Source organism: Crossiella sp. CA-258035 (genome assembly GCF_030064675.1).
In the GTDB taxonomy this organism is placed as follows: Bacteria; Actinomycetota; Actinomycetes; order Mycobacteriales; family Pseudonocardiaceae; genus Crossiella.
Genome location: NZ_CP116413.1, coordinates 6,007,517 through 6,021,390, shown reverse-complemented (window position 1 = coordinate 6,021,390; position 13,874 = coordinate 6,007,517). Strand labels below are relative to the sequence as shown.

General features: G+C 70.9%; 12 protein-coding genes. 5 read left to right on the top strand and 7 right to left on the bottom strand.

Features of this window, described 5'->3' with window-relative positions; all coding sequences use genetic code 11:
* The first annotated feature begins 77 nt into the window (after positions 1-77).
* Entirely contained in the window at positions 78-1,640 is a 1,563-nt protein-coding gene (locus N8J89_RS27100) for a sensor histidine kinase (protein ID WP_283659832.1), read from the top strand.
* The gene (locus N8J89_RS27095) at positions 1,637-2,296 is read left to right on the top strand and encodes a response regulator (RefSeq protein WP_283659831.1); all 660 of its coding nucleotides are present in this window, start codon (positions 1,637-1,639) and stop codon (positions 2,294-2,296) included. The genes N8J89_RS27100 and N8J89_RS27095 overlap by 4 nt, the downstream gene beginning before the upstream one ends.
* Positions 2,297-2,421: 125 nt before the next feature.
* Here the strand turns inward: N8J89_RS27095 and N8J89_RS27090 are convergent, their stop codons facing one another.
* Both N8J89_RS27090 and N8J89_RS27085 read right to left on the bottom strand, forming a co-directional pair.
* The gene (locus tag N8J89_RS27090) at positions 2,422-3,012 is read right to left on the bottom strand and encodes a mycothiol-dependent nitroreductase Rv2466c family protein (protein WP_283659830.1); all 591 of its coding nucleotides are present in this window, start codon (positions 3,010-3,012) and stop codon (positions 2,422-2,424) included.
* A 12-nt stretch (positions 3,013-3,024) separates the two neighbouring features.
* Positions 3,025-4,116 carry a serine hydrolase domain-containing protein gene (locus N8J89_RS27085; RefSeq protein WP_283659829.1) on the bottom strand — a complete coding sequence of 364 codons (1,092 nt, stop codon included), beginning with the start codon at positions 4,114-4,116 and terminating at the stop codon, positions 3,025-3,027.
* Between the two features lie 64 nt (positions 4,117-4,180).
* Here N8J89_RS27085 and N8J89_RS27080 point away from each other — a divergent pair, with 64 nt between their 5' ends.
* The gene (locus N8J89_RS27080; RefSeq protein WP_283659828.1) at positions 4,181-4,984 is read left to right on the top strand and encodes an SAM-dependent methyltransferase; all 804 of its coding nucleotides are present in this window, start codon (positions 4,181-4,183) and stop codon (positions 4,982-4,984) included.
* Here the strand turns inward: N8J89_RS27080 and N8J89_RS27075 are convergent.
* Positions 4,981-5,853 carry a ketopantoate reductase family protein gene (locus N8J89_RS27075; RefSeq protein ID WP_283659827.1) on the bottom strand — a complete coding sequence of 291 codons (873 nt, stop codon included), beginning with the start codon at positions 5,851-5,853 and terminating at the stop codon, positions 4,981-4,983. The two genes, N8J89_RS27080 and N8J89_RS27075, sit on opposite strands and share 4 nt — an antisense overlap.
* Before the next feature lie 48 nt (positions 5,854-5,901).
* On the opposite strand from N8J89_RS27075, the gene N8J89_RS27070 reads away from it, so the two are divergent.
* Positions 5,902-6,381 carry a winged helix-turn-helix transcriptional regulator gene (locus N8J89_RS27070; protein ID WP_283659826.1) on the top strand — a complete coding sequence of 160 codons (480 nt, stop codon included), beginning with the start codon at positions 5,902-5,904 and terminating at the stop codon, positions 6,379-6,381.
* Between the two features lies 1 nt (position 6,382).
* Here N8J89_RS27070 and N8J89_RS27065 read toward each other — a convergent pair whose 3' ends face one another.
* The 3 genes from N8J89_RS27065 to N8J89_RS27055 all read right to left on the bottom strand — a co-directional run bounded on the left by N8J89_RS27065 (position 6,383) and on the right by N8J89_RS27055 (position 11,566).
* Positions 6,383-8,461: a thiamine pyrophosphate-dependent enzyme gene (locus N8J89_RS27065; protein ID WP_283659825.1), complete on the bottom strand. Its 2,079-nt coding sequence runs from the start codon at positions 8,459-8,461 to the stop codon at positions 6,383-6,385.
* A 41-nt stretch (positions 8,462-8,502) separates the two neighbouring features.
* On the bottom strand, positions 8,503-9,672 hold the full coding sequence (locus tag N8J89_RS27060) for an acyl-CoA dehydrogenase family protein (protein ID WP_283659824.1): 1,170 nt from the start codon (positions 9,670-9,672) through the stop codon (positions 8,503-8,505).
* Between the two features lie 109 nt (positions 9,673-9,781).
* Positions 9,782-11,566, bottom strand: a complete 1,785-nt coding sequence (locus N8J89_RS27055; RefSeq protein WP_283659823.1) for a sugar-binding domain-containing protein — start codon at positions 11,564-11,566, stop codon at positions 9,782-9,784.
* Between the two features lie 792 nt (positions 11,567-12,358).
* On the opposite strand from N8J89_RS27055, the gene N8J89_RS27050 reads away from it, so the two are divergent.
* Positions 12,359-13,315, top strand: a complete 957-nt coding sequence (locus tag N8J89_RS27050; protein ID WP_283659822.1) for an SDR family NAD(P)-dependent oxidoreductase — start codon at positions 12,359-12,361, stop codon at positions 13,313-13,315.
* Between the two features lie 47 nt (positions 13,316-13,362).
* On the opposite strand, the gene N8J89_RS27045 is transcribed toward N8J89_RS27050, so the two are convergent.
* Positions 13,363-13,860 (bottom strand): peptidylprolyl isomerase, encoded by a 498-nt coding sequence (locus N8J89_RS27045; RefSeq protein ID WP_252484751.1) that lies wholly within the window; start codon positions 13,858-13,860, stop codon positions 13,363-13,365.
* Positions 13,861-13,874 lie beyond the last annotated feature (14 nt).

Sequence of the window (13,874 nt, the reverse complement as noted above, 5' to 3'; positions counted from 1 at the left end):
GATGGCCGGTCGGCACTGGCCGCGGCCGCAGCGGGCACGATGTACTGCGCCGAACGGTTGACAGAGGCGGTGTGCACGTGACCTGGCTGGACCGGCTCCGCGCGGAGCCCCGATCGATCCTCGACGCCGTGCGCGCGGCCTCCCCGGCCCGGATCGTCGGCGAGTCGCTGCTCGTGCTGCTCGTGCTCGGCCTGGCGTTGCTGCCGGTGGTGCTGCTGCCGCTGTCCATGCCGCCGGTGTTCGTCGGGGCGGTGCTGGCCGTGCTGCTGACCGTGGCCCGGCTGCGCTGGCCGGCCGGCGCGCTCGTCGGCTCGGCCGGGCTGTACCTGGTCGGCTCGTTCGCCGCGATGCCGGTGCTGGCGCTGATCAGCTTCCACGCCGGTCGGCGGGTGCTGCCCCGGTCGCGGCTGTGGCTCGCGCTCGCGGTGACCCTGGTGGCCGGGTTCCTGCTCGGCGGGCCCAGCTTCGAGGCCGAGGAACTGGCCGGGTACCTGCTGATCACCACCGGGCTGCTGGTGCTGCCCGCGCTGGCCGGGCTGCTGGTGGGAAGGCGGCGGCCGCTGTCGCGGGTGCTGCGGGACCGCAACGAGTACCTGGAGCAGGTGCGGCTGCTCACCGCCGCGGAGGCGCGCACCGCCGAGCGCGCGCACATCGCCGCGGAGATGCACGACCTGCTCGGGCACCGGCTCAGCCTGATCTCCATGCACGCCGGCGCGCTGGAGCTGGCCACCGCCAAGCAGGCCCCCGAGCTGAGCGAGCACGCGCACCTGCTGCGCACCACCGCGGGCACCGCGATGGCCGAACTGCGTGACGTGCTGGGCATCCTGCGGGTCGGCCCAGCGGAGGAACTCGACCAGGACAGCGGCACCAGGGCCGATCTGGCCCGGCTGGTGGCCGAGTCGCGGCGGGTCGGGGTGGACGTCGAGCTGCGGTGGCAGGGTCCGGAGCTGGACGAGGTCGACGTGCGGGTGCGGCGGGCGGTGCACCGGGTGGTGCGCGAAGGGCTGACCAACGTGCACAAGCACGCCCCGGCCGCCACCGCCGAGGTGCGGGTCGAGGTCGATGCGGACTGGGTCCGGGTGGTGGTGGAGAACGGTCCGGCCGCCGGTGGGCCGCTGGGCACCCGGCGCGGGCTGGCCGGGTTGCAGGAACGGGTGGAGCTGCTGGGCGGCCGGTGCACCAGTGGGTCCACTGTGGACGGTGGGTTCGTGCTGCGCGCCGCGCTGCCGATGCTGCCGCCCGCCGCACCTGCTCCGGAGCGCCCGGCGCCGGTCACGCCGCCGGGGCCGCTGGCGGGGGAGGTGCTCACCACCGGCCGGGTGCTCGGCTCCGGCTGCCTCGGCCTGCTCGTGGTGGCGCCGATGCTGCTGGTCGCGGTGGTGTTCGTGGTGCTGGGCTTCTTCACCGGCGGCGGCCCGATCCCGGCCGCCGACTACGCCGGACTCAGCCTGGGCGCGAGTCAGGAGTCGGTGCGCGAGCGCTTCGGCGAGGGCAGCGACCTCAGCCCGTTCGACCCGGTGCCGGTGCCGGAGAACGCCGAATGCGTCCACTACCGTGCGGTGGACGATCCCGCGGTGCGCCAGTACCGGCTGTGCTTCCGGGACGGGACGCTGGTCAGCAAGGAGGAACTGCGCCGGTGAGCGAGCGGGAGATCCGGGTGCTGATCGCCGACGACGAGCGGCTGATGCGCGCCGGGGTGCGGATGATCGTGGACACCGCCGAGGACATCGTGGTGGCCGCCGAGGCGGGCAGCGGGCCGGAGGCGGCGGAGATCTGTGTGCGGCAGCGGATCGACGTGGCGCTGCTGGACATCCGGATGCCCGGCGGCGACGGGCTGGCCGCGGCCGCGGAGATCGCCAGGCTGGCCCCGGACACCAGGGTGGTCATGCTCACCACCTTCGGCGAGGAACGCTATGTGGCACAGGCGATGCGGGCCGGGGCCACCGGGTTCGTGCTCAAGGACACCGGGCCGACCGAGCTGATCCGGGCGGTGCGGGTGGCCGCGGCGGGGGAGTCGGTGCTGGGGCCGCGGATCACCCGCGACCTGATCGAGCGGCACCTGCTCGGTCCGGCCCGCGCCAGGGACGCCGCGCCCAGGGTGGCCCGGCTCACCGACGCCGAGCGCGAGGTGCTCAAGCTGGTCGGCGAAGGGCTGTCCAACGCGGAGATCGCGCAGCGACTGCACATCGGCGTCGGCACCGCCAAGGCGCACCTGAGCCGCGTGCTGACCAAAATGGACTGTGCGAACCGGGTGCAGGCCGCGATCGTGGCCCACGAGGCCGGCCTGCTGGACTAGCACCCGCCGCCGTGTTGGCCGTTGTCGTACCCAGTGTTGGCTGTTCTGAGACGGTGTGTTGGCCGGAACGGTGTGCCAGTTCGGCCAACACCGTGTACGACAACGGCCAACACGGCAGTGGGGGTTCAGGTGAGGTCCGGGGGCTGGTGTGGGATTCCCTTCAGCTCGTGGAATCCGGGGGTGGCCGCGACCAGCAGCGCGCCGTCCCACAGTCGCCCGGCCGCCTCGCCGCGCGGGGCCTTGGAGATCACCGGGCCGAAGAACGCGGTGCCCTGGGCGGCGATGATCGGGGTGCCGATGTGCTTGCCCACCAACGAGATTCCCCGTTCGTGCGAGGCGCGTACCGCCGCGTCGTAGCTTTCGTCGCTGGCGGCCGCGGCCAGTTCGGCCGGTAGCCCGGCCTCGGTGAGCGCGGTGCCGAAGTCCCAGTCACCGTGCTCGTGCACCCTGGCGCCGTAGGCGGTGAAGAAGCGGCGCAGGCCGTCCTGGCCGTGGTGGCGTTCGACCGCGGCGCAGACCCGCACCGGCATCCACAGGTAGCCGCCGGTGTCGCCTTCCGGGTCGACCTCCAGGTGCTCGTTGAGCACGGACAGGCTCATCACCTGGTACCGCAACGTGATCGGCCGGACCCGCGCCACCTCGGTCAGCCAGCGGGCGGTGACCCAGGTGTACGGGCAGCTGGGGTCGAACCAGAAGTCGACGTCGGTTTCCTCCACCTGGCAAGGCTGTCAGCCGCACACCGCGCTGTCCACCACCTTGTTCAGCGCCTGCTGGTCGAGGGCGGTGCCGGTGGTGAGCGAGCTCTCCAGCCGGTGGCTGCCGTTGGCGCTGCTGAGCATCACGCTGAGGTAGCCGGGAATCCCGCCGGTGTGGCCCCACAGGGTGATCCCGCAGCTGCTGGTCATCTTGGTGTAGCCGAGGCCGTAGTTCGGGCTGACCTCGGTGGTCCGGGTGAGCTCGGCCTGCTGGGCAGGGGCGAGCAACCGGCCCTCGAGCAGGGCGCGGTGGAAGCGGTCCAGGTCGGCGGTGGTGGAGATGATCTCCCCGGCGGCCCCGGCCATGCTCGGGTTCAGCGCGCTGACGTCGACCGGTTTCCCTTCTGCCACCAGGTATCCGCGGGCGTGCGGGCCGAGGATGAACGGGTTGTCGCCGGGCACCTCGGTGTCGGCCAGCCGCAGCGGGGCCAGGATCCGCCGGTGCGCCTCCGCGCCCCACGGCCGCCCGGTGATCTTCTCGATGAGCAGCTGCACCACCAGGAAGTTGGTGTTGGAGTAGGAGAACTTGGTGCCCACCGGGAACAGCAGCGGTTTGGCCGCGGCCTTGCGCACGGTGGCCAGCGCGGTGTGGTGGTCGAAGCGGCGGGGCAGGAACTCCTTGGGGTCCCTGGGGATGTCGTCGGTGTAGTTGTGCAAACCGCTGGTGTGCTGCAACAGGTTCCGCACGGTGATCCGGTCGCCGTCGGGCAGCAGGCCGGGCAGGTGGCCGGACACCGGGTCGTCCAGGCCGAGCCGGCCCTCGGCGACGAGTTGCAGGGTGACGGTGGTGGCGAAGGTCTTGGTGATGCTGCCGACCCGGAAGCGGCCGTTCAGCGGTACCGGCCGCTGGCTGCCCAGCTTGGCCACGCCCGCGCGGGCGGTGAACTCGCGGCCGTCCCTGGTGACCCGGATCTGCGCGCCCGCGGCCCCGCTGGCGACCACGGCGGTCAGTTGTCGTTGCACCGCCTCGCGGTGCGGATCGGTGCTCGCGGCTGCGGTACCTGTAGACGTGGTGATGAGGATCAGCGCGGCGAACACCGCGGTGGTGGCACGGATCGATGTCATCGGACTCCCCTTCCGGTTGCTGCCATCTTGCCCGCAACCGGTGCGGGTGCGCACACTCCATCGTGTGGGTCCGGACGAGCTGGGCTGGGTGCGCGGTGAGATCGACCTGAGCAGGGCGAATCCCGCGCGCATGTACGACTACTTCCTCGGTGGCACGCAGAACTTCCCGGTGGACCGGGAGCTCGCCGACGCGGCCATCGCGCTGCGCCCGGAAATGCCCAGGTCGGCGCGGTTGAACCGGGCTTTCCTCGGCCGGGCGGTGCGGTACGCGGTGGACCTGGGCCTCCGGCAGTTCCTGGACCTGGGCTCGGGAATCCCGACCGAGGCGAACGTGCACGAGGTGGCGCACGCGGCCGATCGGCGCTGCCGGATCGCCTATGTGGACGCCGAACCGGTGGCGGTCGCGCACAGCCACCGGCTGCTGGCCGGGCATCCGAGGGTGAGCGTCACGCAGGCCGATCTCCGTGACGTGTCAACGGTGCTGGCCGCCGACGGGGTGCGCGCGCAGCTGGACTTCGGTCAGCCCATCGCGCTGCTCCTGGTGGCGGTACTGCACTTCCTGCCGGATGAGGACGATCCGGCGGAGGTGGTGCGGCGTTACGCCGAACGGCTCGCCCCCGGCAGCCTGGTGGCGATCTCCCATGTCACCACGGACAACCTGCCGCCGGAGTGGCGCTCGGTCGCCGGTCTGTACCAACGCAGCGCGACGCCGATCCACCCGCGCCCGAAGGCGGACGTGCTGGCCATGTTCGGCGAGTTGGCGCTGGTGCCGCCAGGGCTGGTGGACGCGGTGGAGTGGCGGCCCGACCGCGGTCAGCCCGCCCTGGCGGTGAGTGGTTTCTACGCTGGCGCGGCGCGGAAAACCTAGCTGTTGCCCAGGATCGCGCGTGCCACCTCGACCGTGGTGGTGGCCTTGGCGTGGCCGAGGGCGCGGATCACCGGTCCGGCGATCGCGTCCAGCTCCAGCGCCCGGCCGGCCTGGCGGTCGCGCAGCATCGAGGACCGCATGGTGCCGGGCAGGCTCCGGATGCGGGACTCCACCGCGTCGGCGTTGATGTCCACTCCGTGCGCGGCCGCCGCGGCCGCAGCCTCGTCCACCAGCGGGCGCAACCATTCCGGCCTGCGCCGCAAGGCTTCCTCGATCGGGGCGTCCGCGCCGGTGGTGAGCAGTGCGAACGGGTCCAGGAAGGACAGCTTGCGCCACAACACGGTCTGCTCGTCGGGGTGCGTGCCCACGGTCAGCCCGGCCGCGCGGAACAGCTCGGCCGCCCGAGCGCCCTCGGTGGTGCCGTCCGCCAGCACCAGATCGGCCATGCCGGAGAGCTGTTCCACCACGCCGGGCCGGTGCCGGGCCGCCTCCACCGCGATGCTGGCCGCCACCACCGAGGCGCTCGGGTACACCGCGCGCAGCACCGGCAGGTGGTCGATGCCGTTGAGCAGTGGCACCACGGTCGCGCCGCCCAGCACCGCGGCGGGCACCCGCTGCACCGCGGCCAGCAGCTCGGTGGCCTTGACCGCCACCACCAGCAGGTCCACCGGCGCGGTCAGCCAGGGCCGGGCGTCCGGATAGCTGGTGGTGGCGGCGGTGCCGGGCGCTTGGAAGGACAGTCCGCGCGCGGTGATCTCGGCCGCGGTGCGCTCGGTGGCCACCACGGTGACCTCGTGCCCGGCCGCCCCCAGCCGTGCCGCGATCAGCCCGCCGACCCCACCGGGCCCCAGTACTCCGACGGTCGCCATACGCCCTCCAGTCACCGTAGGTTCCATGATGGAAGCTACACTATGCCGGTGCGGCACAAGAGCTTCGAGGAAATGACCTGCGCCATAGCCCAGACGCTGAACCAGGTCGGGGAGTGGTGGAGCCTGCTCCTCATCCGGGACGCCCTGCACGGCCTGACCCGCTTCGACGAGTTCCAGCAGAGCATGGGCATCTCGCCGAACTCGTTGACCCGCCGCCTGTCCGAGCTGTGCGACCGGGGTCTGCTGGAGCGCCGCCGGTACCAGGAGCGGCCGCCGAGGGACGAGTACGTGCTCACCGACCGGGGCCGGGACCTGCGGCCGGTGATCGAGGCGCTGGGAGCCTGGGGGCGCAGGCACGTGACCGGGAAGAAGGCGGCGGTCCGGCTGCGCGACGACGAGACCGGGGCGGAGGTGGACCCGGTGCTGGTGGACCGGCACACCGGCAGGCGACTGGACGGCGAGGGGTTCCACTACGCCGCCACCAGGGTGGCGCATCCGGTGAAGCGGTCCCGGTTGCCGAAGGTCTGAGTCAGGCCAGCAGTTCCAGCGCCGCCTTGGCGATGTGTGCCTCGGCCAGCAGCACGTGCTGTGCCGCCGGTCCGAGCGGGATGAAGCTGTCCGCGCTGGTCACCCGGCGGATCGGGCCGCGGAAGCCGTGGTCGGTGAGCGCGGTGACCACGGCCTCGGACACCCCGCCGGTGCGCCGGGTCTCATCCGCGATCAGCACCCGGCCGGTGGCCTCGGCCTCGCGCAGCAGGTCGGCCACGGGCAGCGGGGCCAGCCAGCGCAGGTCGACCACCCGGCAGGGCAGGCCGAGGCGGCGCGCCACCCGCAGGCTCATCGGCACGCCGTTGCCGAAGGTGATGATGGTCAGCTCGGTGCCGTCGCCGTGCGTGCGGGCCCGGCCGAGGCCGATGGGCGCGGCCGGTAGCGGGTCGAGCCAGGCGTTGTCGCCGGGGGAGTGCAGGTCCCTGGTGTGGTACAGGGCAATGGGTTCCAGGTAGACGCAGACCGCGCCGTGCCTGCGGGCCGCGGCGGCGCAGGCGTGCAGCAGCGGGGCGGCCTCCGCCGGATGCGCGGGCACGGCGATGACCAGGCCGGGGATGTCGCGCAGGGCGGCCAGGGCGTTGTCGTTGTGGAAGTGGCCGCCGAAACCCTTCTGGTAGGCCAGTCCGGCGATCCGCACGACCATCGGGTTGCGGTACTGGTTGTCGGCGAAGAAGCGCAGCGTGGCCGCCTCGCCGCGGAGCTGGTCGGCGGCGTTGTGCAGGTAGGCCAGGTACTGGATCTCCGGGATGGGCAGGAAGCCGCAGAGCGCGGTGCCCAGCGCGGTGCCGAGAATGGTCTGCTCGTCCAGCAGGGTGTCGAAAACCCTTGCCGCGCCGAAGGACTTGCGCAGGCCGCGGGTGACACCGTAGACACCGCCCTTGGCCGCCACGTCCTCGCCGAAGACCAGGGTGGCCGGATCCTCGGTGAGCAGCTGGGCGAGGGCGTGGTTGATGGACTGGGCCAGGGTGCGGGGCTCGGCAGCGGGCGTGTCCACGGAAACCGTTGGCGTGGCAGGGAAGTCGCCGATGGCCAGGGGTGCCAGCACCTCCGCCGCCGAGGTCAGCTTGGGTTCGGCAACCGCCTCGGCGGCCAGCGCGGCGACCTCCGCGCGCTTGGCCTCGTACCGCGCCAGCAACTGGGCCGGGGTCAGGATGCCGTTCTCTGCCAACAGGATCGCGGCGCGCAGGACCGGGTCGCGGGACAGGTCGGCGGTGATCTCGGCCTGGCTGCGGTAGGCGGACTCGACGTCGGAGCCCGCGTGTCCCATCAGCCGCACCGTGCGCAGCCGCAGGAAGGCCGGGGCCCGGCGGGTGCGCACCCAGTCGGCAGCGGTTTCCGCCACCCGGAGCGCTTCCGGCAGGTTGGCGCCGTCGGCGTCGAAGTAGCGCAGGCCGGGGCGGTTGCCGTAGGCGGCGGCGATCCAGTCCTTCGGCGTGCGCACGCTGATGCCGATCCCGTTGTCCTCGCAGACGAACAGCACCGGCAGCGGCAGCTTCTGGTAGGCGCAGTGGGTGGCGGTGTTGAGCGCGCCGGTGGCGGTGGAGTGGTTGGCGGAGGCGTCGCCGAAGGAGCAGATCACGATCGCGTCGGAGGGCCATTCGGTGGGCAGGCCCAGTTTCCGGGCGCGTTCGATGCCGAAGGCGAGGCCGACCGCGCGGGGCAGGTGCGAGGCGATGGTGGAGGTCTGCGGGATCACCGACAGGGCGCGGTGGCCGAAGACCTTGTGCCGCCCGCCGGAGATGGGTTCGGCCGCCGCCGCGGTGATGCCGAGCAGGACGTCGCGCAGCGGGCTGGAGCCCGGTTTCTGGGCGGCGCGGGCGAGGTAGAAGCCGCCGGAGCGGTAGTGCAGCAGGGCGGGATCGGTGACCCGGAGCGCGGCGGCGACCGCGGCGTTGCCCTCGTGGCCGCTGGAGCCGATGCTGTAGAAGCCCTCGCCGCGCTTGCCCAGCTCGCGCGCGGCGAGGTCCAGGTGGCGGCTGCCGAGCTGGGCGTCGAACAGGGCCAGCGCCCGGTCCGCGCTCAGTCCTTCAATGTCCACTGTGGACTGCGCTGTGGGCATATTCCTCATCGTGTCAAGGAAGTGCTGGTCGACCGGCTGGGTCATCGGTAGGCCGGGTTGCCGGTGAGGGCCTCGCCGAGCACCAGAGTGTGGATCTCGCTGGTGCCCTCGTAGGTGAGCACGGACTCCAGGTTGTTGGCGTGCCGCAGCACCGGGTACTCCAGGGTGATGCCGCTGGCGCCGAGGATGGTGCGCGCCTCACGGGCGATCTTGATGGCCTCGCGCACGTTGTTCAGCTTGCCGATGCTCACCTGGCGCGGGTGCAGCTGCCCGGCGTCCTTGAGCCGGCCCAGGTGCAGGGCGAGCAGGAAGCCCTTCTGCACCTCCAGGCTCATGTCGACGAGCTTCTGCTGGGTGAGCTGGAACCCGGCGATCGGCTTGCCGAACTGGGTGCGGGTGACCGAGTAGTCCAGCGCGGTGTCCAGGCAGTCCTTGGCCGCGCCCAGCGCGCCGAAGATGATGCCGAAGCGGGCCTCGCTCAGGCAGCTCAGCGGCCCGCGCAGGCCGGCGGCCTCGGGCAGCTGGGCGTCAGCTGGCAGGCGGCAGTCGTCGAAGAACAGCTCGGAGGTGACCGAGGCGCGCAGGGACAGCTTGTGCGTGATGTTCCGGGTGCTGAAGCCGGGGGTGTCGCGCGGCACCAGGAACCCGCGCACACCGTCCTCGGTCTGCGCCCACACCACGGCCACGTCGGCCAGGCCACCGTTGGTGATCCACATCTTGCTGCCGTTGAGGATCCAGTCGCCACCGTCACGCTTGGCGTTGGTGCGCATGTTGCCGGGATCGCTGCCGTGGTCGGGTTCGGTGAGCCCGAAGCAGCCGATCGCGCGGCCCGCGGCCATTTCCGGCAGCCAGCGCTGTTTCTGCTCCTCGGAGCCCCAGCGGTGGATGGCGTACATGGCCAGCGAGCCCTGCACCGAGACGAAGCTGCGGAACCCGGAGTCCACGCCCTCCAGCTCGAAGCAGGCCAGCCCGTAGCCGACCGCGCTGGACCCGGCGCAGCCGTAACCCTGGAGGTGCATGCCGAGCAGTCCGAGCTTGCCGAACTCCAGCGCCAGGTCCCGGTCGAAGTAGCCGCGCTCGAACCAGTCCCCGATCACCGGCCGCAGCCGCTGGTCGGCGAACCGCCGGACGGTGTCCCTGATGAGCCGCTCCTCCTCGGTGAGCAGCCCGTCGGCGGACAGCAGGTCCAGTGGGTCGATCCGCTCGGGCATCGTCTCTCCGCTCGTTTCACGCCGGGTTTCCAGCATGGCCCGGGGGCCGGGACAGGCCCAAGTCCCCCAGGCCGACGGACCTTCGCGCTGAGCACAACGACGGCTGGGTCTAAGGGTTGCGGGACAGGATCGAGTGCAGCCGTTCGAGTGGAATCTTGGGCGTGCGGTGCTCGTCGAGCAGCCCGTTGGTCTCCTGCTCGGTGTCGGTGAGCTGGGTGAAGCAGTACCCCGCCAGCCCACCGGAGCGCGCCGCGCCGATCACCGAGTCCAGCATGGCCGCGTAGTCCTCGGCCGAGTCGATGGTGCCGTAGCCGAAGACCTCCGCCCCGTTGGCCGGGGTGAAGGTGGCCCCGCCGAACTCGCTGAGCATGATCGGTTGCTCCGCGTAGTCCACCCCGTCCAGCAGCAGCCGCCGCGAGTTGGGCCAGCGCTCGGTGAAGTGCCCCCGGTCCAGGTTCTCCCTGGTGTAGCGGGACTTCAGCGTGTCCGGATCCTGGTGGTAGTCGTGCACACCCCAGAAGTCACCCCCGGCGATCTCCCACCCGTCGTTGGCGATGGTCGGCCGCGAGGGGTCCAGCGACTTGGTCAGGTGGAACAACGCCTGGGCGAGGTGCCGCTGCGCCGGGTCCACGCCGATGTCCGGCACACCCCAGCTCTCGTTCAACGGCACCCAGGCCATGACGCTGGGATGACTGCGGTCCCGCTGCACGGCCCTGGGCCACTCGGCCAGCAGCCGCTGCGCCGTGGTCGGGCCGAACTCGAACGCGCTCGGCATCTCCTCCCACACCAGCAGCCCAAGCCGGTCGCACCAGTACAGGAACCGGGGATCCTCCACCTTCTGGTGCACCCGGATCCCGTTGAGCCCCAACGCTTTCGCCAGCTCCACCTCCCGCCGCAACTCCTGCGCCGAGGCCGCCAGATGCGACTCCGGCCAGTAGTTCTGGGCGAGCGCGAACCGCAGGAAGGTGGGCCGCCCGTTGACCAGGAACCGCCGGTCAGCCACACCAAAACTGGACAACCCGAGGTAGGAGGACACCCTGTCCGCCACCGCCCCGTCCGCGCCCAGCAGCCGTACCGTGGCGTCGATCAGGTGCGGCCGCTCCGGAGTCCACAGTAGACGGTCCAGGTCCTGCGCGTTCCGCAGCGCCGGAATGGCGATGTCACACCGGAGCTCACGAGTGGTGAGCCGAAAGCTCTGCACCGCAAGGACTTCATCCCCGAACCGGAGCTCCACCTCCGCCGTGTGCGCCTCCACGGGCCAGGTGTTGAGCCCCAGCTCACACCGCACCCGGCAGGCAGCCACCTCCGGCGTCCAGTGCAGCGAGTCCACCCGCAGCGCGGGCACCTCCTCCAGCCACACCGGCTGCCAGATCCCGGTGGTCCGGTGGTACCAGATCACATGCGGCTCAACGGCCCAGTCCTGTTTGCCCCTGGGCTGCGCGGTGTCCTGCGGCCAGTCCTCCACCCGAACAGTGACCACCTGCGCGCCAGACTGAGCCAGCGCCCAGGTCACATCAAGCGAGAACCCAACATGCCCACCCTCATGCGCGCCAACCTGATGCCCGTTGACCCACACCGTGGCCCGGTAGTCCACCGCCCCGAAGTGCAGCAACAAGGCCCGCCCGGGATCCGGGGGAGCGGCGGTGAACTCCCGCCGGTACCAGACCACCGGATGGAACCCCCGGTCCCCGATCCCGGACCGCTTGGACTCCGGCGGATAGGGCACGGCGATGGTCCGGTCGAACGGCTCAGCACTCCGGTACCAGCCGGAACTCAGGCCGGAGTCGGCGTCGTCATGCGCAAACCCCCACGGCCCGGACAAATCGGACCAGTCAGGATCACGGATGAGCTGCGGGCGTGGGTGGTCGGCTGCAGCGAGGTGCGCGGCGGTCACGAAACCAGGGCTCCCGATACGGTCGAGGACACGGTCGCAGACACCCAGTGTACAACGTTGTAAGTTGATGTTGCAGAACTTTCCGCGACGCCGTTGCCGTTGATCGCAAACGGAGCGGCCGGTCTGGGTGGTTCTGCTTCGACGGCCTGAAGAAGACACACCACATCCCGTCAAGCGCCCCACCAACCCCGCCAACCGCACCAGAGGCTGGGACCGGGGCGCTTGACGGGATGTGGTTTGGTTTAGTAAGGCCGTCGAAGCAGAACCACCCAGACCCCGCGGAACCACCCACGCTGCTGAAAGCGCGCCAACACAAACTCGCACTGGTCTGCAACTCATCTCGCTGCCTTTGATCCTCCCCCTGCTTTGATGGTCTGCCCGTCCGGCGAGGACATTCTTTTCGCTTTTAAAAACCAAAAGAATGTCCTCGCCGGACGGGCAGACCCCCGGAGGGGTGTGACAAGTCAAAAGCCGGTCGAGCAGGTTGCGGGGCGGGGTTCGGGTTGCCGACTCAAGACCCAGCGTGCTCGCGACCCTCTCGTCTTCTCCGCACGACCTTCCGACAGCAAACCACATCTCGTCGAGCGGCCCCCGTCACGTTGCGAGGCTTTGGCGGCGGTAGGTTGCAGGGGCCGCTCGACGAGATGCGGTCAGCAGTCTCCAGGCCGTACGGAGAAGACGAGAGGCCCGCTTTGTGGGTTTTCACCCCCGGGTGGGCCTTGTCGCGCAAGGGCACTGTCCACTGTGGATTCGCTTGACCTGGAGCGCGCTTCAAGTCATAGCGTCGTTGTCATGACGACCCCACAACAGCCCCTCAACTCCGGTTTCGGCGCGCACAGCACCGCCACCGAAGTCCTCGCCGGTATCGATCTCACCGGCAAACTCGCCATCGTCACCGGTGGCTACTCCGGCCTCGGCCTGGAGACCACCCGCGTGCTGGCCGCCGCCGGTGCGCACGTCGTAGTGCCAGCCCGCCGTCCGATTCTGGCTACCGAAGCCCTTGGCGACGAGGCCGAAGTCGCCGCGCTGGACCTGGCCGATCTCGACAGCGTGCGGACCTTCGCCGACAACTTCCTCGCCACTGGTCGCGGTATCGACATCATGGTCAACAGCGCGGGGGTGATGGCCTCGCCCGAAACCCGGGTGGGACCGGGCTGGGAGCTTCAGTTCGCGGCCAACCACCTTGGGCACTTCGCGCTGGTCAACCGGTTGTGGCCGGCGCTGGCCGGGCGGGAGGCCCGGGTGGTTTCGGTGTCCTCGCGCGGGCACTTCTACTCCGACATCCGCTGGGACGACCCGCAGTTCGCCACCGGCTACGACAAGTGGCTGGCGTACGGGCAGAGCAAGACCGCCAATGTGCTCTTCGCGGTGCACCTGGACGCCATCGGCCGGGAGCACGGGGTGCGGGCGTTCGCGCTGCACCCGGGGGCGATCATGACGCCGCTGGCCCGGCACATCCCGCTGGCCGAGCAGATCGCCAACGGGTGGGCGGATGAGGACGGCAACCCGGTCGACCCTTCCTTCAAGAGCGTGCCGGAAGGGGCGGCGACCCAGGTCTGGGCGGCCACCTCGCCGCAGCTGGCGGGGCTGGGCGGGGTCTACCTGGAGGACTGCGAGATCGCCGAGGTCGCGGGCTCGCTGGAGGAGCGCCGGGGAGTCGCGGCCTATGCGGTCGACCCGGCGTCGGCGGAGCGGTTGTGGGGGCTGTCCGCGCAGCTGACGGGGGTGGATCTGCTGGTCAGCCGGTGACCTGTGATCCCCGACCGGTCGTGGGGCGCCGGTCGGGGACCGGGGGGTCAGACGATGCTGGCCTTCTCGATGATCACGTCCTGCTTCGGGACGTCGGAGTGGCCGCCCGCGTTGCCGGTGGCCACGCCGCGGATCGACTCGACGGTCTCCTGGCCCTCGACGACCTTGCCGAACACCGCGTAGCCCCAGCCGTTCGGGGTGGGCGAGGTGTGGTTGAGGAAGTCGTTGTCGACGGTGTTGATGAAGAACTGGGCGGTGGCCGAGTGCGGGTCACCGGTGCGCGCCATGGCGACGGTGTACTGGTTGTTCTTCAGGCCGTTGGTGGCCTCGTTCTTGATCGGGGTGCCGGTGGGCTTCTGCTTCAGGCCCGGCTCGAAACCGCCGCCCTGGATCATGAAACCGCTGATGACGCGGTGGAAGATGGTGCCGTCGTAGTGGCCCTTGTTCACGTACTCCACGAAGTTCGCCACCGTGTTCGGCGCCTTGTCGGCGTCCAGTTCCAGGACGATGCTGCCGTGGTTGGTGTCCAGACGTGCCTTGGTCATGCCACCGATTCTGT

What these genes read in the sequence shown, in the direction of transcription:
- N8J89_RS27065 (WP_283659825.1), bottom strand. Translation starts at nt 8,461, where the DNA reads ATGCCCACAGCGCAGTCCACAGTGGACATTGAAGGACTGAGCGCGGAC.
- N8J89_RS27075 (WP_283659827.1), bottom strand. Translation starts at nt 5,853, where the DNA reads ATGGCGACCGTCGGAGTACTGGGGCCCGGTGGGGTCGGCGGGCTGATC.
- N8J89_RS27085 (WP_283659829.1), bottom strand. Translation starts at nt 4,116, where the DNA reads ATGACATCGATCCGTGCCACCACCGCGGTGTTCGCCGCGCTGATCCTC.
- N8J89_RS27045 (WP_252484751.1), bottom strand. Translation starts at nt 13,860, where the DNA reads ATGACCAAGGCACGTCTGGACACCAACCACGGCAGCATCGTCCTGGAA.
- N8J89_RS27060 (WP_283659824.1), bottom strand. Translation starts at nt 9,672, where the DNA reads ATGCCCGAGCGGATCGACCCACTGGACCTGCTGTCCGCCGACGGGCTG.
- N8J89_RS27050 (WP_283659822.1), top strand. Translation starts at nt 12,359, where the DNA reads ATGACGACCCCACAACAGCCCCTCAACTCCGGTTTCGGCGCGCACAGC.